Origin of the sequence: Streptomyces sp. NBC_01261, from assembly GCF_036226385.1 — a bacterium.
Taxonomy (GTDB): Bacteria; Actinomycetota; Actinomycetes; order Streptomycetales; family Streptomycetaceae; genus Streptomyces.
The window spans coordinates 2,015,225-2,036,179 of record NZ_CP108463.1 but is presented as its reverse complement, the minus strand read 5'-3'; the positions used below and the strand labels follow the sequence as shown (position 1 = coordinate 2,036,179).

Annotated in this window: 14 protein-coding genes and 1 tRNA gene; 13 read left to right on the top strand and 2 right to left on the bottom strand. The window is 71.2% G+C overall.

The genetic code is table 11. The features are described 5' to 3' along the window. Positions 1 to 23 precede the first annotated feature (23 nt). Both OG226_RS08920 and OG226_RS08915 read left to right on the top strand, forming a co-directional pair. Positions 24 to 389, top strand: a complete 366-nt coding sequence (locus tag OG226_RS08920; RefSeq protein ID WP_328676179.1) for an MmcQ/YjbR family DNA-binding protein — start codon at positions 24 to 26, stop codon at positions 387 to 389. 162 nt (positions 390 to 551) lie between these two features. Beyond that, positions 552 to 1,955 (top strand): MFS transporter, encoded by a 1,404-nt coding sequence (locus OG226_RS08915; protein WP_329348525.1) that lies wholly within the window; start codon positions 552 to 554, stop codon positions 1,953 to 1,955. Positions 1,956 to 2,023: 68 nt separating this feature from the next. On the opposite strand, the gene OG226_RS08910 is transcribed toward OG226_RS08915, so the two are convergent. Beyond that, positions 2,024 to 2,947 carry a transketolase family protein gene (locus tag OG226_RS08910; protein ID WP_329348524.1) on the bottom strand — a complete coding sequence of 308 codons (924 nt, stop codon included), beginning with the start codon at positions 2,945 to 2,947 and terminating at the stop codon, positions 2,024 to 2,026. Positions 2,948 to 3,004: 57 nt separating this feature from the next. After that, positions 3,005 to 3,715, bottom strand: coding sequence for a transketolase (locus tag OG226_RS08905; protein WP_329348523.1), 711 nt, complete (start codon positions 3,713 to 3,715; stop codon positions 3,005 to 3,007). A 165-nt stretch (positions 3,716 to 3,880) separates the two neighbouring features. On the opposite strand from OG226_RS08905, the gene OG226_RS08900 reads away from it, so the two are divergent. The 11 genes from OG226_RS08900 (at position 3,881) to OG226_RS08850 (ending at position 20,954) form a co-directional block, all read left to right on the top strand. Next, positions 3,881 to 3,954, top strand: a tRNA-Pro gene (locus tag OG226_RS08900). Positions 3,955 to 4,955: 1,001 nt separating this feature from the next. Further along, on the top strand, positions 4,956 to 6,455 hold the full coding sequence (locus OG226_RS08895) for a sugar transferase (protein WP_443066988.1): 1,500 nt from the start codon (positions 4,956 to 4,958) through the stop codon (positions 6,453 to 6,455). A 70-nt stretch (positions 6,456 to 6,525) separates the two neighbouring features. Continuing rightward, positions 6,526 to 7,842, top strand: a complete 1,317-nt coding sequence (locus tag OG226_RS08890) for a nucleotide sugar dehydrogenase (RefSeq protein ID WP_328676175.1) — start codon at positions 6,526 to 6,528, stop codon at positions 7,840 to 7,842. Further along, entirely contained in the window at positions 7,832 to 9,097 is a 1,266-nt protein-coding gene (locus OG226_RS08885) for a glycosyltransferase family 4 protein (RefSeq protein ID WP_328676174.1), read from the top strand. Before OG226_RS08890 ends, OG226_RS08885 begins: the two co-directional genes overlap by 11 nt. Further along, positions 9,094 to 10,464 (top strand): Wzz/FepE/Etk N-terminal domain-containing protein, encoded by a 1,371-nt coding sequence (locus tag OG226_RS08880; protein ID WP_328676173.1) that lies wholly within the window; start codon positions 9,094 to 9,096, stop codon positions 10,462 to 10,464. The genes OG226_RS08885 and OG226_RS08880 overlap by 4 nt, the downstream gene beginning before the upstream one ends. Further along, positions 10,461 to 12,014, top strand: coding sequence for a Wzz/FepE/Etk N-terminal domain-containing protein (locus tag OG226_RS08875; protein ID WP_329348522.1), 1,554 nt, complete (start codon positions 10,461 to 10,463; stop codon positions 12,012 to 12,014). The genes OG226_RS08880 and OG226_RS08875 overlap by 4 nt, the downstream gene beginning before the upstream one ends. Positions 12,015 to 12,016: 2 nt before the next feature. Beyond that, positions 12,017 to 13,951 (top strand): asparagine synthase (glutamine-hydrolyzing), encoded by a 1,935-nt coding sequence (gene asnB / locus OG226_RS08870; protein WP_329348521.1) that lies wholly within the window; start codon positions 12,017 to 12,019, stop codon positions 13,949 to 13,951. Between the two features lie 17 nt (positions 13,952 to 13,968). Next, positions 13,969 to 16,158 (top strand): bi-domain-containing oxidoreductase, encoded by a 2,190-nt coding sequence (locus OG226_RS08865; RefSeq protein ID WP_328676170.1) that lies wholly within the window; start codon positions 13,969 to 13,971, stop codon positions 16,156 to 16,158. Continuing rightward, positions 16,155 to 18,122, top strand: a complete 1,968-nt coding sequence (locus OG226_RS08860) for a heparinase II/III family protein (protein WP_329348520.1) — start codon at positions 16,155 to 16,157, stop codon at positions 18,120 to 18,122. The genes OG226_RS08865 and OG226_RS08860 overlap by 4 nt, the downstream gene beginning before the upstream one ends. Beyond that, entirely contained in the window at positions 18,119 to 19,663 is a 1,545-nt protein-coding gene (locus OG226_RS08855; protein ID WP_329348519.1) for a right-handed parallel beta-helix repeat-containing protein, read from the top strand. Before OG226_RS08860 ends, OG226_RS08855 begins: the two co-directional genes overlap by 4 nt. A 1-nt stretch (position 19,664) precedes the next feature. After that, positions 19,665 to 20,954 carry an O-antigen ligase domain-containing protein gene (locus OG226_RS08850; protein WP_328676167.1) on the top strand — a complete coding sequence of 430 codons (1,290 nt, stop codon included), beginning with the start codon at positions 19,665 to 19,667 and terminating at the stop codon, positions 20,952 to 20,954. Position 20,955 lies beyond the last annotated feature (1 nt).

The window sequence follows — 20,955 nt, the reverse complement described above, 5'->3', positions numbered from 1 at the left end:
TGGCAGCCGCTATCTTGCGAGTCATGCCGGATGCCGAAGACGTACGCCGTATCGCCCTCTCCCTCCCGGACACGACGGAGAAGATCGCCTGGAACATGCCCACCTTCCGGGTCGCCGGAAAGATGTTCGTCACCGTGCCCGAGGAGGAGACCTCCATCGCGGTGCGCTGTCCCAAGGAGGAGCGCGACGAACTGGTCCTGGCGGAGCCGGGGAAGTTCTGGGTCGCCGACCACGAGGCGGGCTTCGCCTGGGTCCGGGCCCGCCTCTCCGCGCTGGACAGCGAGGACGAACTCCGTGACATCCTCGCCGACTCCTGGCGCCAGGCGGCCCCGCCCCGACTCCTGGACGCCCACCCGGAGTTGGGCCTCCCGTCCGGGTCCGGCGACTGAAATTCCCTCGGGCGTTGTCAGTGCCGCGTGGCATCATCCGAAAGCGGAGTGGGAGCCGGGACGGAGGGGGATCCGGCTCCCACGGCGACGATGCTGAGCCAGATGTCATGAGCACCGGCGGGGCGCTCCGGGGGCGGCGGTCGGGGGACGGAGCGGTGGGGGATGCGGTCGGTCGGGGCGGTCGGTGACGGTGATGACATCGTTGCCGGAGAGGATGCGAGAAGGCGCGCCGAAGCCGTCGCGGGGTCGGCGAAGAGGGGCGCCGGGGGTGACGAACGGCCCGTCTGGTCAAGGGACTTCGCGCTGTTCTTCGTGGCCCGCGCCGTCGCCCGGCTCGGCGACACCATGCTGCCCGTGGCCCTCGCCGCGGGCCTCCTGGAACACGGGTACGGCGCGGGCGCGGTAGGCCTCGCCATGGCCTCCACGGCCGCCGCCTTCGCGGGACTCGTCGTCTTCGGCGGCGTGATCGCGGACCGGTTCAGCACCCGCAAGCTGATGATCGGCGCCGACCTGGTGCGCCTCGGCACCCAGTCCCTCGCCGCCGCGCTCTTCTTCACCGGCCACGTCGTGCTCTGGGAGATCTGCGCGATCGGCTTTGCCAACGGCGTCGCGGGCGCGGTGTTCCAACCCGGCGTGGCGAGTACGGTGCCGCGACTCGCCTCCGACATCCAGGGCGCGAACGGCGCGATACGCATCGCCGAGTCCGCCGCCCAACTCGCGGGGCCGGCTGTGGCGGGCCTGCTCGTCGGATTCACCTCGCCCGGCGGCGTGTTCGCGGCCCACGCCGCCACCTACGCGGTCAGCGCCCTCTGTCTCCTGCTGCTCCGGCTGCCCCCGCTTTCACCGGGCAGCCGCGAGCCGGGGCACGGGTCGGGCGCCTTCAAGGCCGATCTGGTCGAGGGATGGCGGGAGTTCAGATCACGCACGTGGCTCTGGGCAGTCATCGCCGTGTGGTGCCTCTACATGATCGCGGTCTGGGGACCGACCGTTCCGCTCGTGGCGACAGAGCTGGTGCAACAACACGGCCCGCGCGCCTACGGCCTGATCAACTCGGCCCTCGGCGCGGGCACCGTCGTGGGCGGACTCCTCGCCCTGCGGCTGCGCCCCCGCCGTATGCTGCGCGCCGGTGCGATCGCCCTCTTCGCCTTCGCCGGTTTCCCGGCGACCGTCGGGGCGGGACTCGGCGTACCGGCCATGGCGGCCGGCGCCGCTGTCGCCGGGGTGGGGATGTCCTTCTGGGGCGTGATGTGGGCGACCAGTGTCCAGACCCAGGTCCCACCGGACGTCCTCAACCGCATCCACGCGTACGACGTGGCGGGCTCCCTCGCGATGATGCCCGTCGGCCAGGCCTTGGCGGGCCCCGCGGCTGCGGGGATCGGTGCCGACCATGTGCTGCTCGTCGCGGGGGCGATGAGTCTCGCGGTGCCGACCGCTCTGCTCCTGGTGCCTGCCGTACGTGGGTTGATACGGGCTGACGCGATACCGGTCGGTCAGAGAGGGGCGATTGGGGCGAGTGCCCCGAGCGACGCGGCGATACGTGAACGGGCGTGTCCGCAAGAGAGTTGACGGCGACGGCGATGGGCTCGGCGGGGGAGAAGGGGGAGTGGGCCTGGATGTTGTCGCGCGGCGCGGCCTTAGCCCCGTACGGCCGCCCGCGCACCGCTTCCTGCGAAGCCGCCGATCCGTTCGCGCAGCGTCCGTGCGTCGAGGCCGTGGGCGGTGAGGTGTTCGGCGACGGTGCCGTAGCGCCGGAGTTCGGCGCGGCCGACGCCCAGGCCGAGCACGCGGTGGGGCACGTCGGCGAGTGCGTCGTTCGCGGCTGCTGTCGACGTGCCCGCGAGATACGGCTCGACGAGGACGACGTCCGTTCCGGCATTCCGGGTGGCGGCGCGCAGCGCGTCCGCGTCGAAGGGCCGTACGGTCGTGGCGTACAGGACGGTGATGTCGAGGCCCTCCGTCGCGGCGAGGACGGCGTCGAGCATCGGTCCGACGGCGACGACCACGCCGGAGCAACCCTCGCGGACGGTGAGGAAGCGCGTGCCGTCGACCGGGAGAGCGTCCGCGTTCGACTGGACGGAGAGTCGTACGTACACCTTGTCGTCGCCCGCGGCGACCGCGTGCCGTAGCAGGGTCTCGGCCTCGTCCGGGTGGCCCGGCACATGGACGGTCCAGCCGTCCAGGGTGTCTAGGAGGGCCACATCGCCCGGAGCCATGTGCGTGAACCCGCCGGCGGGCCAGTCGAAGGAGGCCGCCGCGCTCACCAGCACCGCGCCGACGTCCTGGTGCCCGAGGTCCAGCTTGAGCTGCTCGAAGGGCCGCTCGACGAGGAAACTCGCGAAGGTGTGCACGACCGGACGCATCCCGGTCAGCGCGAGTCCCGCGCCCGCCCCGACGAGGAGCTGCTCGCGGATGCCTACGTTGATCACCCGCTCGGGGTGCCGGAGTCGGGCGTCCGCGAAGCCGTCCCTGCCGATCTCGGCGAGCACGACCGCGACCCGCGGGTCCTCGTCGAGCAGCCGGGAGACGACCGGGGCGAACCGGTCACGCATGGTGTCCATGGGGTGCCTTTCTCGATGTGCTGGTGAGGGGGAGGGGAGGAGGACGGGGAGGGACGATCAGGCGGACTTCGGTTCCACCCGGGCCACGACCACATGCGGTCGGCCGGGGTGCGGTGCGGTGAAGGCGGCGTACAGCGCTTCGTGGTCACGGCCGTCGACCGTCACCGCGGACCAGCCCGCGGCCTCGAAGCGGGCGGCGATACCGCCGGGCCGGGCATGGCTGGCGGAGGAGTTGTCGACGACAACGGTGTGCAGCCGGTCCAGTCCGGCGGGCCCGGCGAACGCGATGGCCTCGTGGTTGCTGCCCTCGTCCAGTTCGGCGTCCCCGACCAGCACCCAGACCCGGGGTTCGGTACGACCCTGGGCACGGAGTCCCAGTGCCGTCCCGATGGCGATCGGCAGCCCGTGTCCGAGCGACCCGCTGCCGATCTCGGCGCCGGGCACCAGTACCCGGTCGGGGTGGTGCCCGAGCGGCGAGTCGTAGGATCCGAAGTCCGGGAGCCACTCCACCGGTACGAATCCCTTGGCGGCCAGCACCGCGTAGTAGGCCATCGGACCGTGCCCCTTGGACAGCAGGAACCGGTCCCGCTCGGGGGCGTCCATCCGCTCCGGGCCGACCCGTAGCACCCGGTCGTAGAGGACCCACAGCACGTCCAGCGTCGAGGTCGCCGCCGGACCGTGCTTCTCGTCGCCGGTCATCAGCCCCATGAGGCGGGGCAGATCGCCGTACGTGTAGAGGCGGTTGTGTTCCGTGGTGGTCGTCGTCATGCGGACGATCGTGCAACCTCAACCAAACTTCAGGTCAAGCGGTGCGGGTGGAGTCGGCCGAAGGCGACCCCGGACCACGGATAAAGGCGTGCGCGATCACCGACGGGAGTGCGGTATTGTTTCCATGCGCGTTCAACCAGGGGAAACCCCAGGTCAGACGGGCAACGGGACGTGGCGCAGCTTGGTAGCGCACTTGACTGGGGGTCAAGGGGTCGCAGGTTCAAATCCTGTCGTCCCGACTTTTGAAGTCGCAGGTCAGAGGCCGTTTTCTCAGCGATGGGAAGGCGGTCTTTGTCGTGTCTGCGGAGATCGAGGCCACTTCGGCCGCTTCGGCGGGTCCTCTCGGTCGGCTTGGTGTGCGGTCTTCGACGTGATCTTGTCGCGCTGCCGTACCGGCGAAGGCCGGCGACCGGCCACCGGATCCGCCACGGGGTTCGCGTGGGGCGAGCCGATCGGCCCTTGTGGCACCTCCGCGCGCATGTTCTGCCTTCTGAGGTGGGGTCGGACGGCTCGCGAGGAATGCGCCACACAGACATGTGGGTTGGCCGGTTGGGCACCCGGCACGGCCGTGGCCGGTCTCGGGAGCGCACTGGTCGGCGCGCACGATCTCGGAGTCGACGGCGACGAGCCGGGCGAGGTCGTCCTCGGCGTCTGCCTGCGTAAACGGAGCGGTGATGACCTGTTTCCGGGTGTCCTCGATCAGTGCCGGGACGCCTCGGACGGCCGGTGTCGTCGGCTCGGAGAACTCCCGCCGTCGCAGGGCGTACCGCACGTTTTCCGTCACCAAAGCACCCGTGGGCGGTCGTCGATCTATGGACCCGCCTGCAAATATTGAGCACAAAGTCCACACAGACCTCTCTCCAGGCGCCCCCAGATGGTCTAGATTGACCGTGCTTTCGCATGGTGGGACACCAGGCGACAAAAGGTGATCTATGGGTTCGGCGTTGTGGGCGGCCAGTGGCCGCGTCTCTCGCGCCGGACGTGGGGGTGATCAATTCTCGGAGCTCACGAGGGACTTGGTGCGCGGGGAGCACCCGAAGTCCCGACGGGTTTCCGGGGTGTTCACATAGCTCTGCGACAGTCGGGATGCCATACGCCGGGGGCGGTGGCCTTCTGAGGGGGAACAGCGCAGTGGGGGGCCTCCCTAGGGGAGGCACAGTGCGGGGGGCGGGGACCCTCCGCAGGGGGCGAAACAGTGTGCGGCGGTGACGCCGAAACACTGGGGACCTTGGGGGGTTCTGTGCGGCAGGGGGGAATACTCGGCCCTTTTCCGTCGGCGCGCGAGCGTCTGGCGAACGGGGCGATCAGCCAGCCCGCGACCGACTGGGAGCAGCGGTACCGACGTACCGTGATCATCAGCGACACCGTGGCCACCGCCTTCGTGGTGGCGGCGATCGGTGACTTCTTCGGGGCCCGGGACGCGGCCAACTGGCATGAGAAATGGGAGATTCTCGCATTCGGCACCCAGTTGCTGGTGCTGGGGGCGCTCGCGGTGAGCCGTTCGTGGGCTCCGGCCGTGCTCGGCCAGGGTGCCGAGGAATTCCGTCGGCTCGGACGCTCGCTGTTCACGGCGACCGTCGTGCTGGCGCTCGGTGGGATCGCCCTGACCTCGCGCAACATCAAGCTCTGGATCTTCGTCGCGATCCCGGCGATCGCGCTCGTCACCATGACCGAGCGGTATCTGCTCCGACTCTGGCTGCACAAACAGCGCAACGACGGACGGTGCCTGAGACCGGTGCTCGCTGCCGGGAGCCCGGACACGGTGCGCGACCTGATCAATCGCACTCGCAAGTTCCCGCACCTCGGCTGGCGGGTGGAGGCGGTGTGCACGACGGACGGCCGTGGGATCGACGGCGAGCAAGGCGGACTCGACGGTGACCAGTTGGACGGTGTGCCGGTCATAGGTCTGCTGGAGGACGTCGCCAAGCACGTCCGTCACGACGGCTACCGTGTCGTCGCCGTCACCCCGGACCCGCACTGGTCACCGGACCGGCTGCAGCGGCTGGCCTGGAACCTCGAAGGCAGCGACGCCGAGATGATCGTGGCCCCCGTGCTGATGGAGGTGGCCGGCCCGCGCCTGCATGTCGACGCGGTGCTCGGAATCCCGCTGCTGCGGGTCAGCATGCCGACCTTCAGTGGGGGCCGCCGGGCGATCAAGGGGGTCGTCGACCGGGTAGGCGCAACGATTCTGCTGGTGGTGTTCGCGCCGCTGATGGTCGTCGTCGGCCTGCTGGTGCTGATGGACAGCCGGGGCGGGGCGATCTATCGCCAGCGCAGGGTCGGCAAGGACGGCCGTGAGTTCACGATCGTCAAGTTCCGCACCATGGTCACCGGGGCCCACGGGGCACGTCGGGACCTGGCCGACCGGAACGAGGGCGCGGGCCTGCTGTTCAAGCTCCGCCGGGATCCGCGGGTGACCCGGGTGGGAGCGGTGCTGCGCCGGTACTCGCTCGACGAGCTCCCGCAGCTCTTCAACGTGCTCACCGGATCGATGTCGCTCGTCGGACCGCGGCCCCCGCTGCCGGAGGAGTCCGCCGCGTACGGCCCGGACATCCGGCGGCGGTTGCTGGTCAAGCCCGGGCTCACCGGCCTGTGGCAGATCAGCGGACGCAGCGACCTGCCGTGGGAGGAGGCGGTCCGCCTCGACCTGCGCTACGTGGAGGACTGGTCGCTAGCCCTGGACACGGTGATCTTGTGGAAGACACTGCGTGCCGTGCTCCACGGGCAGGGGGCCTACTGATGCGCGGGGGTCGTCCGACCGACGCGCGGACCTCAGGCCGCAAGGGCCTGACTGGGGGGAGAGACGGGGCATGAGAGTCAGCGTTTTCGGGCTCGGCTACGTGGGCTGTGTGTCGGCCGCGTGCCTGGCCAGCATGGGGCACGAGGTCATCGGGGTGGACGTCAACCAGGTGAAGGTCGACCTGGTCAACGACGGCAAGGCCCCGGTGGTCGAGGAGCGGATCGGCGAGCTGATCGCCGAGGTCGTGCGGACCGGAGCGCTCCGCGCCACCGGTGATGTCCGCGAGGCGATCATGGGCAGTGAGGTGTCGCTGATCTGCGTGGGCACGCCGTCGGAGCCCAACGGCAGCCTGTGCACCACGTACTTGGAGCGGGTCACCGAACAGATCGGCGCCGCGCTCGCCGAGCGGGGCGGGCGCCAGACCGTCGTGTTCCGCAGCACCATGCTCCCGGGCACCTGCCTGAACCTGCTGGTGCCGATCCTGGAGAAGAACGTCGGCGGCACGGCCGGGGTGGACTTCGGGGTCGCGGTCAACCCGGAGTTCCTGCGCGAGGGCACGAGCGTGCAGGACTTCTTCGACCCGCCCAAGACCGTCATCGGCGAGCTCGACCCGGCGAGCGGCGACGCGCTGGCGGCGCTGTACGACGGCCTGCCCGGCGAGGTGTTCCGGGTGCCGATCCCGACCGCCGAGGCGATCAAGTACGCGGACAACGCGTTCCACGGCCTCAAGATCGGCTTCGCGAACGAGCTGGGCTCGGTGTGTCAGGCGCTCGGGGTGGACTCGCACCAGGTGATGGACGTGTTCCTGGCCGACCGCAAGCTGAACATCAGCCCCGCCTACCTGCGGCCCGGCTTCGCCTTCGGCGGTTCCTGCCTGCCCAAGGACCTGCGCAGTCTGGTCCACGCGGCGCAGCGGGCCGACGTCTCGGTGCCCATCCTCTCCCACGTGCTGGCCTCCAACTCCGACCATCTGCAGCGCGCGGTGGACCTGGTCGAGCGCACCGGCAAACGCAAGGTGGGCCTGTTCGGACTGTCCTTCAAGCCCGGCACCGACGACCTCAGGGAGAGCCCGCTCGTCGAGCTGGCGGAGAGACTCTTCGGCAAGGGCTACGACCTCAAGATCTACGACGCCAACGTGAGCCTCTCCCGGCTGCTCGGCGCGAACCGCGAGTACATCGAGAGCCGGCTGCCGCATCTCGCGCAGCTGCTCGCCGACTCCGTCGACGAGGTGCTGGAGCACGCCGAGGTGTGCCTGGTGGGGACCAAGGATCCTGCCGTGGTGTCGGCGCTGCCCCATGCGGGCGGACCGATGATCGTCGACCTCATCCACCTTCCCGACGCCGATACGCGCCGGACCGAACCGGGGTACATGGGCCTTGCTTGGTAACGCAGTCAGCCGCGACGGGTCGAACCGGCGCGCGCTGATCCTGGTGGAGAACCTCTCGGTGCCGTTCGACCGGCGGGTGTGGCAGGAGTGCACCACGCTGCGCGACGCGGGCTGGGAGGTGCACGTCATCTGCCCCCAGGGGGAGAAACGGGACACGGAGCCGGAAGCCGTGATCGACGGGGTGCGGATCCACCGCTACCCGTTGCGCGCGGCCACCGGAGGGCCGGCCGGCTACCTGCGGGAGTACGGATCGGCGCTGTGGCACACGGTCCGGTTGGCCCGCAAGGTCGGCCCGGTCGACGTGGTCCACGCCTGCAACCCGCCCGACCTGCTGTTCCTGCCCGCGCTGTGGATGAAGCGGCGCGGCGCGCGGTTCGTCTTCGACCAGCACGACCTGGTTCCCGAGCTGTACCTCTCCCGGTTCGACCGCGGCGAGGACCTGCTCTACCGCGCCGTGTGCGCGCTGGAGAGGCGGACCTACCGGGCCGCGGACATCGTGCTCGCCACGAACGAGAGCTACCGGGACGTCGCGCTGCGCCGTGGCGGCAAGCGGCCGGAGGACGTCTTCGTGGTGCGCAGCGCGCCCGCGACCGACCGGTTCCAACCGGTGCCGCCGGAACCGGAGTTGAAGCGCGGCAAGCCTCATCTGCTGTGCTACCTCGGCGTCATGGGCCCGCAGGACGGTGTCGACTACGCCTTGCGGGCCCTCGCGAAGCTGCGCGACGAGCTCGGGCGCACCGACTGGCACGCGGTCTTCGTCGGCGCCGGCGACGCCTTCGACGCGATGGTGGAGCTGGCCCGGCGACTCGGTCTCTCCGAGCAGGTGCAGTTCACCGGGCGCATCCCGGACGCCGACCTGGTGCGCTACCTGTGCACCGCGGACGTGTGCCTTTCCCCCGACCCGTGCAATCCGCTCAACGACGTGTCGACCATGAACAAGGTCCTGGAGTACATGGCGATGGGACGGCCGATCGTCTCGTTCGACCTCCGGGAGGCGCGCGTCTCCGCCGGTGACGCCGCCGTCTACGCGCCCGACGACGACGAGGCCCAGTTCGCCAAGCTCATCGCGCTGCTCCTCGACGATCCCGAGAAGCGGGCCCGGATGGGCAAGATCGGCCAGGAGCGGGTCAGCGGGCCGCTGTCCTGGGAGAACTCGCAAGCGTCATTGCTCGCCGCCTATGCCGCCGCCTGCCGGGACCAAGCCCCGGTGTCCGCGGATGGGCCGGTCCGTACGGGGAAGAGGCCGCACCATTGAATGAGGACACGATCCGTCTGGTCACGATCGGACGGATTCTCCGTCGGCGGTGGCGGCTCCTCGCCGTCCTCGCCGTAGCGGGCGCGCTCTTCGGCTACGGCACCTCGGTGCTGCTGCTTCCGCCGCGCTACACGGCAGAGGCATCGGTGCTGCTGCCGGGCCAGTGGGAAGAACGCGAACTGCTGACCCAGGTGGACATCGCCACCAGCTCGGCGGTGGTCGACCGCGCGGCCGACGCGCTCGACTGGCGCGGCGTCAACGGCACCGAACTGCAGAAAGACGTGAGTGCCAAGGCGGACGACGGAAACATCATCAAGGTCTCCGGCACGGCCGACACCCCGGAGCGCGCGCAGCGGCTCTCCGACCAGCTGGCCCAGCAGTTCGTCACCTTCGCCACCCGTATCGCGGGCGGCAGCACCGACCCCGCGGCGGACACGGCGACGGAAGCGCTGCGGAAGCAGGTGGCCGAGACCAACCGCCGTATCACCGATCTGGCCGACTCGGCGGATCCGGGACAGACCGTGGAGAGCGTGCAGGCCCGCACCGAGCTGGAGGGGCTGCGCACCGGGTTGCAGGACGCCATGAAGAAGCTGGAGGAGGCCAACCCGGCGAGCGCCAAGGCCAGCATGGTCGTCATGGGGCCGGCCCCCCGGCCGACCGGAGCGGCGGCGCCGACGAGGACGCAGCTCATCGTCGCCGGGGCGCTGCTGTTCTTCGTGCTCGCGATCGTCGGCCATCTCGCCGCCGCACGGGTGAGCCGCCGGCTGCGCACCGAACCGGAGATCGCCGCGGCGCTCGGCTCGCCGTTCCTCGGCACCGTCGACGTGCCCGGCGAACGGCACGGGCACCGGCCCGAGAGCCACGGCTCGCGGGCCCGGCTCCGCCGCCTTCTCGGCATCGACACCCAGTGGGACACACCGGCCCCGCAGCGGTCCGGCGACGAGGCCGAGCGGCGGCTCCGCTACCGGCGCGTGTGCACCCGCCTCCGGGACCAACTGCCCGCCCCCCGGCGGCTGCTGGTCGTCGTACCGGAAGGCGACGAGGTCGCCCGGCTGGCCGCCGGACAGCTCGTCGCCGAGGCCTCCGGCGACCCGCGGCTGCGGGTGGTGGAGGTCTCGGTGGACCGGCCGATCGTGCCGGACCGCGACACCGAGTCCGGTGCCCTCGCCGTCCTCAGCGCCGGGAGCTGGACCGCCGGGGAACTCGCCGGCATCGCCGAGGCGTGCGCGGACGGCGGCCACGAGCTCGTCGGCGTCGTCGTCGCCGGCACGGTCCGCACCCGACCGACCGAAACCGCCGACCGGCTTTCCGACGACGCCACTTTGACGTTCGCGGTACACGGCCACGCGACAGGAGATCCAGCGTGACGACGAGCACGACTTCGGAGTCGTCGGCCGCCACCCCGCTCCTCGACCTCCAGGCGCTGGTGGTCGCGGTGCGCAGACGCCGCCGTCTGTGGGGCGCCATGGCGCTCCTCGGGATACTGGCCGGCGCGGCCGTGGCGGTCCTGCTGCCGCCGGCACCGGCCGCGGTGACCAAGGTGCTGGTCGCGCATCAGGAGGACCAGCCGAACGACACCGGAACGCTGATCCGCACCGACGCCCAGCTGCTGGCGACCACACGGATCGCCGGCCAGGCCCTGCGGATCCTCAAGTCCCCGGAGAAACCCGAGGACTTCATGAAGGACTACCGGGGCACCGGACTGACCAACAACGTCCTCCAGATCGATGTGACGGGCAAGACCGACGCGGAAGCGGTGGCCCGGGCCAAGGCACTGGCCGAGGCGTTCGTCGCGGACCACGCCAAGCGCATCCAGGACATCGCCAACGCCAACGCCCAGGGCCTGCTCGACCAGCGGGACCGTATGGAGACGGAGCTCGCCGACGTCAACAAGTCGATCGGCGGCCGGTCGCCCGACAGCGATCCCAAGGACGCGGCGAACCTTGAGTCGCTCTTCGCCCGGCGGGCCGAACTCACCTCACAGATCTCCGACTTCGGCCAGCGCGCCGAGGAGGCCCGCGTCGGCGCGCCCCAGCTCGTCGCCGGCACGCAGATCGTGGACGCCCCGCGCGCGGTGGCGCACTCGCTGCCCAAGGCCCTAGTCACCGACGGCGTGGTCGGCCTCGTCCTCGGGCTGTTCCTCGGGCTCGCGCTGGCCGCGGTCGGCGTGGTGGTCGCGGACCGACCCGTGCTGCGCCGGGACATCGCGGCGAACCTCGGCGCCTCGGTCATCGCCGAACTGCCGCGCCGCTCCGGCAGGTTGTGGCAGCGCCGGCGGACCCGGGCGGCACGCGAACGGCTCGCCACCACGCTGGCCCGCACCGCGCGCGGCTCGGCGGAGCCGCTCTCCCTGCTGGAACTCGGCTGCGCGCGCAGCACGGCCGGGATCGCCCTCGGTCTCGCCCGGGCACTGGGGGAGGACGGGCCGGTGACCGTAGTCGACGGTCTCCCCGGCACGCAGCTCTCGGGCCGCCGCCCGAAACCGGGGGACCCCACCGTGGTCGGCGGAGAGAAGGCCGCCACCGTGTCCCCGCAGGAGCAGCGGATCGGCGTCGGCTCGGTGGCACCCGGCACCGCGTGGACCGACCTCCAGCACCTCGGCTCGCGGACCGTGCTCGTCGTGCGCGCCGGGCACGGCAGCGCCGCATGGCTGCACACCGTGGCCCGGCAGCTCGCGGACCAGCACATCCCGGTGATCGGGGTGGTGCTGATCGACCCCGATCCGCGCGACCGGACCGACGGCACGCTGTGGGACGGGCTGGCCAACGCGCTGCGCGGCCGGAGCGAGCGGCCGACCTGGCAGAAGGGTGGGGGTACCGCCCACGCCGTGCAGGCAGTGGGGGAGGGCCGGCGGCTCACGGAACGCCAGCCGATACGGGCCGCACGGGTCCCGGACAACGACCAGGAGGTGCGGTAGACGTGTGTGGCATCGCGGGCACATACCGATGGCCGGACGGAAAGGCCGTGACCGACCGGCTCACCGACACCCTCGCCCACCGCGGCCCGGACGGCTCGGGCCGCTACGGCCACCCCCTGGGTGACGGCGAAGTGCAGCTCGGGCACCGCCGGTTGTCCATCATCGACCTGTCCGAGACCGGCGCCCAGCCGATGATCTCGGACGGCCTCGCCCTGACGTACAACGGCGAGCTGTACAACGCGCCCGAACTGCGTGCCGAGCTGGCGGCCACCGGGGTGCGCTTCCGCGGCACCTCCGACACCGAGGTGCTCCTGGAGGCCTGGCGGCGCTGGGGTACGGACTGCCTGCCCCGGCTGCGCGGCATGTTCGCGTTCGGCGTCTTCGACGAGCGGACCGGTGAACTGGTGCTCGCCCGCGACCAGTTGGGCATCAAGCCGCTGTTCCTGCTCCGGCGCGGCGAGGGCCTGATGTTCGCCTCCGAGCTCAAGGCGCTCGCCGCCGCGACCGGCAAGTCGCTGGAGGTGGACCAGGCGGCGCTGGTGGCGTCCCTCCTCTACTACTGGGTGCCGGACTCGCGCTGCGCGTTCCGCGAGGCGGAGAAGCTGCCGCCGGGGAGCTGGCTGCGCTGCCGGCCCGACGGCCGGGTCGAGCGCGGCAGCTACTGGAACCTGAAGGACGTCGCCGCCGAGGGCCGGGACCGGGCGCTGGCCGGTGAACAGCCGGACCTCGACGCCGTCGTCGAGGAGTCGACCCGGCGCCACCTGCTCTCCGACGTACCCGTGGCGACCTTCCTCTCCGGCGGCCTCGACTCCAGCTATCTGACCGCGCTGGCGGCCCGCCACCAGCCCGGGATCTCCGCCTACACCATCGGGTTCCGTGCCGAGGACGCCAAGTTCGAGGCGATGCCGGACGACCTGCGCTACGCCCGGCAGGTCGCCGAGCAGTTTGGTGTCGACCTGCACGAGATCGAGATCGCCCCGAACGTGCTCGACCTGCTGCCGCAGATGACGTACAGCCTGGACGAGCCGATCGGCGACCCCGCCGCGATCAACACGTACCTGATCTGCATGGCCGCCCGGGAGGCCGGGGTCAAGGTGATGCTCTCGGGGATGGGCGCGGACGAGCTGTTCGCGGGGTACCGCAAGCACTTCGCCAACCTGCTCGCGCTGCGCTACCAGCGCGTCCCCCGGCTTCTGCGGCGCGGGGTGTCCGGGGTCGTGGACCGGCTGCCGGTCGCCTCGGCCCGGCGCGGCTACCGGTCGGTGCGTTTCGCGAAGCGGTTCCTGTCCTTCGCCGATCTGCCGGAGGAGACCGCGTTCCGGCGCAGCTACACCATGTACGACCAGGACGAGCTGCTGGCCCTGCTCAACCCGGATCTGGCCGGGACGGTCGACGACGTGCTGACCGAACACGCGGACGTCTACCGGGACAACGACCTCGACGACTTCGTCAACCGCATGTGCCTGACCGATGCCCGGATGTTCCTGCCGGGCCTGAACCTCGCCTACACGGACCGGTCGAGCATGGCCGCGTCGACCGAGGTGCGGGTGCCGTACGTGGACGTCGAGGTGGTCAAGGCGGCGTTCGCCGTGCCCGGCGATCGCAAGATCGTGGGACGGCAGGGCAAGGCCGCCCTCAAGGAGGCGGCCACCTCGATCCTCCCCCGGGAGATCGTGTACCGGCCCAAGGGCCTGTTCAGCGCCCCGCTGCGCGCCTGGATGAGCCGGGACCTGGCACCGCTGGTGCGCGAGGTGGTCAACGACGGCGTGCTCGTCAACTCCGGGCTCCTGCGCCGCGACGCGCTGGCGCGGATGGTCGCCGAGGACGCTGCCGGACAGGCGGACTACTCCAAGCATCTGTGGCACGTACTGACACTTGAGTACTGGTATCGCGACGCGACCTCCGGGTCCGGCCAGAGCACTCGGTTGACCGCTTAGGAATGAGGAGTTCTCGCGTGAAGCAGGTCGTACAGAACTACAAGAGCGGCGAGCTGGCGGTGCTCGACGTTCCGGTGCCGGGGTGCAAGCCGGGCGGTGTGCTGGTCCGCAGCGCCTACTCGCTGATATCCACCGGCACCGAGCTCATGAAGGTCTCCGAGGCCGGCATGTCGATGCTGGGCAAGGCCCGCTCACGGCCGGACCAGGTGGCCAAGGTCATGCAGAGCGTGGCCACCAACGGGGTGCCCGCCACCTACCGCAAGGTGATGGGCAAGCTGGACTCCTACACGCCGCTGGGCTATTCGCTGTGCGGGGTGGTCGAGCAGGTCGGCGCCGGGATCGACGACGTGAAGGTCGGCGACCTCGTGGCCTGCGCCGGCAACGAGCACGCGTTGCACGCCGAGCTGAACTGGGTGCCGAAGAACCTCTACGCCCCCGTCCCCGACGGTCTCGCGCCGCGCCACGCGGCCTTCGGCACCGTCGGCTCGATCGCGATGCAGGGCGTCCGCCAGGGCGAGCCGCAGCTCGGCGAGGTGGCGCTGGTCATCGGCCTCGGCCTCATCGGGCAACTCGTGGTGCAGCTCCTCACCGCCGCCGGAGTCCGCGTCGTCGGCGCCGACCCCGACCCGGCGCGCTGTGAACTCGCCGAGCGCCTCGGCGCCGTGGCCTGCGGCGACCCCGCCTCCGCCGCCGTGGAAGCGGCCGTCGCCGAACTCACCGACGGCCACGGCGTCGACCAGGTGTTCCTGGCCGCAGGCGGCGGCAGCAACCAGCCCGTCGAGCTGGCCGCCCGGCTCGCCCGGGACCGCGGCCGGGTCGTCGACATCGGCAAGTGCCGCCTGGACCTGCCGTGGAACGCGTACTACGAGAAGGAGCTCGACGTCCGGTTCTCGCGCTCGTACGGCCCCGGGCGCTACGACCCGTCGTACGAGCTGGAGGGCCGCGACTACCCGATCGGCTACGTGCGCTGGACCGAGCGCCGCAACCTGGCGTGCTTCCTCGACCTCCTCGCCCGCGGCAGGGTCGACGTGGAGCCCCTGGTCTCGCACATCGCCGACTTCGACGACGCCGTCGAGACGTACCAGCGCCTGAAGGACGGCGACCTCAAAGCCGTGGCCGTGCTGTTCCGCTACCCCGAACAGGCGGCGGAACAAGGGGAGTCGGCGGCCCCGGAGGTGTCCGTGCCCGAGGTGCGACGCACCGGCACGACCGTCGCCCCGGCCCGGTCCGCCAAGGCGCCGGTGCGGATCGCCTTCGTGGGCGCGGGTAACTACGCGACGTCGATGCTGCTGCCGCACCTGGCCCGGCGCGAGGGCGTCGAGCTGTCGACCGTCGTCACCACGACGGCGCTGTCCGCGGCCAACGCGCAGCGGAAGTTCGGCTTCGCGGAGGCGACCACCGACCTCGACGCCGTGCTCGGCGACAAGTCCATCGACGCGGTGTTCGTGGTCACCCGGCACAGCTCGCACGCCGAACTGACCCGGCGGGCACTCCTGGCCGGCAAGACCGTGTTCGTGGAGAAGCCCCTGGCCCTCACCGAGGACGAGCTGGCCGGCGTCCTCGCGGCGGTGGAGGAGTCCGGCAACGACCGGCTCCAGGTCGGCTTCAACCGCCGGTTCGCGCCGCTGCTCCAGGAGGCCAAGAACCGCTTCGGCACCCGGACCGGTCCGGCGAGCCTGCGCTACCTGGTCAACGCGGGCAAGCTCCAGCACGGCAGCTGGTACCTCCAACAGGGCGCCGAGGGCTCGCGGTTCGCCGGCGAGGGCGGCCACTTCATCGACACGGCGAGCTGGCTCCTCGACGCCGACCCGGTCTCGGTGTACGCGACGGCCGCGCCCGGCAACGAGGACCTCCAGGTCGTCCTGCGCTACCCGGACGGGTCCACCGCCACCATCAGCTACGTCACCACCGGCGCACCCGGGTTCCCCAAGGAGACGCTGGACCTGGTCGCGGACGGCAAGGTGCTGCGGCTCGACGACTTCGTCCGTGCCTCGGTCCACGGCGGTAAGAAGTGGGTCAGTTCGCGGCTGCCCAAGGCCCGGGACAAGGGCCAGAACGCCGAACTGGCCGCGTTCGTCAAGGCGGTTCGGACCGGCGGACCGATGCCGGTGCCGCTGGAGTCGCTGGTCGCCACCACGGCCGCCACCCTCGCCGTGCGGGCCGGCCTGGCCGGCGGCGCGCCGGTGACGCTGGCGAGGACGCCATGAGCATGAGCGCGGGCTGGTACCTGCGGCGGCTGTCCCGGATGGGCCCGCGCGAGATCGCGGGCCGGGCGGGCGACACCGTGCGCAGACGGCGCTGGCGGTCGGCGCGGCCGGACTGTCCGAGCGTCACCGGCGCCCGCTTCACCGCCGTCCTGCCCGCGGGCACGGTCGCCGAGGTGCCGCCGGACGCCGTGAAGCGGCTCGTCGCCGAGGCGGACCAACTGATGGCCGGGCACGTCGAGTTCTTCGGGGTGGAACGCGACGACCTCACCGACCCGGACTGGTCCTACGACCCGAAGACCGGTCGCCGGGCCCCGTCGGGCTACGCCTTCGACGTGCCGTACCGCGACGAGGACGTGGCCGGGGACATCAAGCAGATCTGGGAGCCGTCCCGGCACCAGTACCTCACCGTGCTCGCCGCTGCCTACGCGGTCACCGGGGACGAGCGGTACGCCGAGCGTGTCGCCGCGCACCTGCGGTCGTGGTGGGCGGCCAACCCGCCGCTGGTCGGTGTGCACTGGATCAGCGGGATCGAGCTGGGCATCCGGCTGCTGTCCTGGGTGTGGATCCGGCGGCTGCTCGACGGCTGGCCGGGCGCGGCCGAGCTGTTCGAGGACAACCCGGTGGCCCGGAACCAGATCTGGCACCACCAGCGCTGGCTGGCCGCCTTCCCCAGCCGGGGATCCTCGGCGAACAACCACGTCATCGCCGAGACCGCCGGGCAGTTCGCCGCGGCCTGCGCGTTCAACTGGTTCCCCTCGTCGGCGCGTTGGCGCTCCGACGCACTGCGCTCGCTGGAACGGCAGTTGCGCGCCAACACCTTCGGCTCCGGCCTCAACCGCGAACTGGCCACCGAGTACCACGGACTCGTGCTGGAACTCGGCCTGGCCGCGCTGGCCGAGGCCGATGTCGCGGGCGTGCCGGTGCCCGGGTCGCTGCGGTTGGTGCTGCTGCGGATGACCGACGCGCTGGCCGCCGTAGTGGACAACCGGCTGCGCCCGCCCCGCCAGGGGGACGCGGACGACGGATACGGACTGATCCTGGACGGCGCGGGCACCGACCGCTGGGCCTCGTTGCTCGCCACCGGGGACGCCGTGTTCGGCCGGCTCGACTGGTGGCCGACGGTGACCGGCACCGATGTGCGCACCCCGCTGCTGGCCGCGCTCGTCCAGCCGTACACGAAGGACGGAACCGCCCGCCCGGCGGCCAGGCCAGCCCACTTCGCCGACGCGGGGCTCACCGTCCTGCGCGGTCCTGAGGAGATCTGGTGCCGCTGCGACGGCGGTCCGCACGGCTTCCTGTCCATCGCCGCACATGCCCACGCCGACGCGCTGTCCGTGGAGGTCCGGCACGACGGCGTGGACGTGCTCGCCGACCCGGGGACGTACTGCTACCACGGACAGCCCGCGTGGCGGCAGTACTTCCGCTCGACCCTCGGCCACAACACCCTGCAACTGGACGGCGCTGACCAGTCCGTCTCCGGCGGCCCGTTCCTGTGGACCCGGCACGCCCGCACCCGCGTCCTGGACGTGGACAACTCCGGTGAAGGGGTGGCCCGTTGGGCCGCCGAGCACGACGGCTACCAGGGCTCGGTGCACCGCCGCCGGGTGGAGCTGACGGCCGAGAGCCAGGAGCTGAGGATCGTCGACGAGGTCCGCGGCCGACTCAGCCCGCGCCGGGACGTGCGGCTGGCGTTCCACCTCGGCCCGGCGATCGCCGCCGACCTGGCCGGGCACCGGGCCGTGCTCACCTGGACCCGGGACGGTGAGGAGCGCTCCGCGGTGCTCGACCTGCCCGGGCAGCTGTCCTGGCAGGCGCATCGCGGCGAGACGGACCCGCCGCTGGGCTGGTACTCCGCCGGATTCGGGCGCAAGGAACCCACCACCACGCTGATCGGCACCGGTTTCGCCGACGGCGTGGACGGGTTCACCACCGTGCTCGGGTTCCGCGGCCAGGGGGGCGCGTGAGGATCAACAGGCGGCACTGGACGTTGGCGGCGACACCGTTGGTGCTGGCCCTGCTGACGGTCACCGGCTGCGACAGCACGTCGAGCGACCCGGCCGCGACGAAGCCGAACGCCGCGCCGTCCACGGCGACGTCCGCCGCCCGGTCCGTGGCCCGGGTGTGCGCCGGCCCCGCCGCCGGACCGGCGAAGGCGCCTGCGGGCGCGGTCACCGTGGACCCCGAGGTGGTCGGCGACCTGGCGGCGAAGACCAAGAAGAGCCCCCCGAACACCACGTTCTGGCTCAAGCCGGGCACGCACCGGCTGGAGCGGGACCGCTACGCCCAGGTCATCCCCAAGAAGGGGGACCACTACATCGGCGCGCCGGGCGCGGTGCTCGACGGCCGGAAGGTCAACCAGTACGCCTTCACCGGCAGCGCCGCCGATGTCACCATCCGCTATCTGACCGTGCGGGGATTCGTCGCGCCGCAGGACGAGGGCGTCGTCAACCACGACTCGGCCGACGGGTGGGTCATCGAACACTCGACGATCAAGGACAACTCCGGCGCCGGACTGATGGCCGGTGCCCGCCAGCAGGTCCGCGCCGACTGCCTGCGCGACAACGGCCAGTACGGCATGAACGCGTACAAGGGCAACGGCCGTATCACCGGCCTGGTGGTCGAAGGCAACGAGATCACGGGCAACAACACCGGTGACTGGGAGCGGAAGCGGAAGGGCTGCGGCTGCACCGGAGGCATCAAGTTCTGGGAGGTCGACGGCGCCGACATCAGCGGGAACTGGGTGCACGACAACCGTGGCGCCGGCCTGTGGGCGGACACCAACAACAACGACTTCCGTATCGAGAACAACGTGATCGAGGGCAACGACGGTGCCGCGCTGATCTACGAGACGAGCTACAACGCGGTCATCCGGGGCAACACGATCCGGCGGAACAACTGGGTCGAGGGCCGCAAGGCGGCCGACGGCGGCGACAACTTCCCGTACGCGACGGTCTACCTGTCCGAGTCCGGCGGCGAACCACGCGTCAAGGCCCGCACCGACAAGATCGAGATCTACCGGAACGTGCTGGAGGACAACTGGTCCGGGATCACCCTGTGGGAGAACGCCGACCGGTTCTGCAACAGCCCGGCCAACACCTCGTCCGGTGACTGCACGCTGCTGGTGAAGAAGACCGCCACCTGCTCGAAGCCCGCCATCACCAAGGCGCCCCTCTACTCCGACTGCCGGTGGAAGACCCAGCGGGTGGACATCCACGACAACCGTTTCGTCCTCGACGAGTCCGTCGTCAAGTGCACCGAGATGTGCGACCGCATGGCCGTGCTGTCCAACTACGGCACCTATCCGGACTGGTCGCCGTACAAGGGCGAGAAGGTGGCGGACGCCATCACCGAGAAGCAGCACAACCGCTGGCACGACAACGTCTACGTCGGACCGTGGAAGTTCGTCGCCGAGGACCAGAGCCGGGTGCTCGACTTCGGGCAGTGGCAGGCGACGCCGTACCTGCAGGACAAGGGCAGCACCCTCGACCTACAGGCCGGTGGTTGAGATGGGGGAGAATCTGACGCGCGGACCGGACACGGTCGGCACGCGGCCGGGCGCCGCACCGCGCCCGGCCGGCACACCGAAGACCGTCGGCATCGTGTGGGGACTGCTGGTCCTCAACACGCTCGGCTCCGCCGGGGCGAAGACCATCGTCCCGCTGCCCCGCTCCCTCATCCAGATGGTCACCATGGGCTCGCTGGTCGCCGCGTTCGCGCTGGCGCTCGTGGTCAACCAGCGGGTGCGCATCAGGGCCAGCGCCTATGTACTGCTGCTCTCCCTGCTGCTGGTGTCCAGCGTGATCTCCAGCGCCAGCCTGGAGTCCGGGATGGGCGCGCTGTTCCGCTGCTTCCGGCTGACTCTCTTCGTCGGCACACTGTGGCTGCTCAGCCGCTGGTGGGACGGCAGCCTCACGTTCGTCCGCTACCACATCCGGGCCTACTTCGCGGTCCTCGGCTCGGTGGCCCTCGGCCTGGCCGTCTCCCCGGGCAAGGCCCTGCCCGGCCTCTACGGCGGCCGCCTCGTCGGCGCGCTGTGGCCGCTCACCCCGCCGCAGATCGGGCAGTACGCGGCGGTGATCATCGGGCTCACCGCGCTGCTGGTCATCGGCAAGCGGACCGACCGGACCAGCGCCGTGCTGGTCATCGTGCCGTCGCTGGTGCTGCTCGCGCTGACCCACACCCGGACGGCCACGCTCGGCCTGCTCCTCGGGCTGGCGCTGGCGATCGGCTCGCTCGTCCTGAACAGCGCCGCGGCCCGCCGCTTCTTCACCTGGGCCGTGCTGATCTCCGTGGTGGCCGCGGTCGGCTTCGCCTCCGCGCTGCAGACCTGGTTCCTGCGCGGACAGAGCCAGGAGAACTTCTCCAGTCTCACCGGCCGGGCCAAGGTCTGGAACGCCCTGCTGGCCGAGCCCCGGTCCGCCGCGCAGAAGGCCTTCGGCGTGGGCCTGGGCGACAAGTCCTTCGGCGGGCTGCCGATCGACAACAGCTGGCTGGCCGTCTACAACGAGCAGGGCCTGATCGGTGTCACCCTCGTCGCGTTGATCATCGTTGTGCTGGGCGGCGTCGCGCTGCTGCGCCCGCCGTCCCTCCAGCGGGCCTGCGCGATCTTCCTGATCAGCTACTGCGCGATCGCCTCGTACACCGAGGCCGGCCTCGGCGACGCCTCGCCGTATCTGCTCCATCTGGCCCTGGCCGCCTCGCTGTTGGCGGCACCCGCCCGGGCCGTTCCGCTCGCCCTGCCCGAAGCCCCTCGACGGCACGTCCCGCGCTGGGCCCGTAGATCGGAGGTGAACTGAG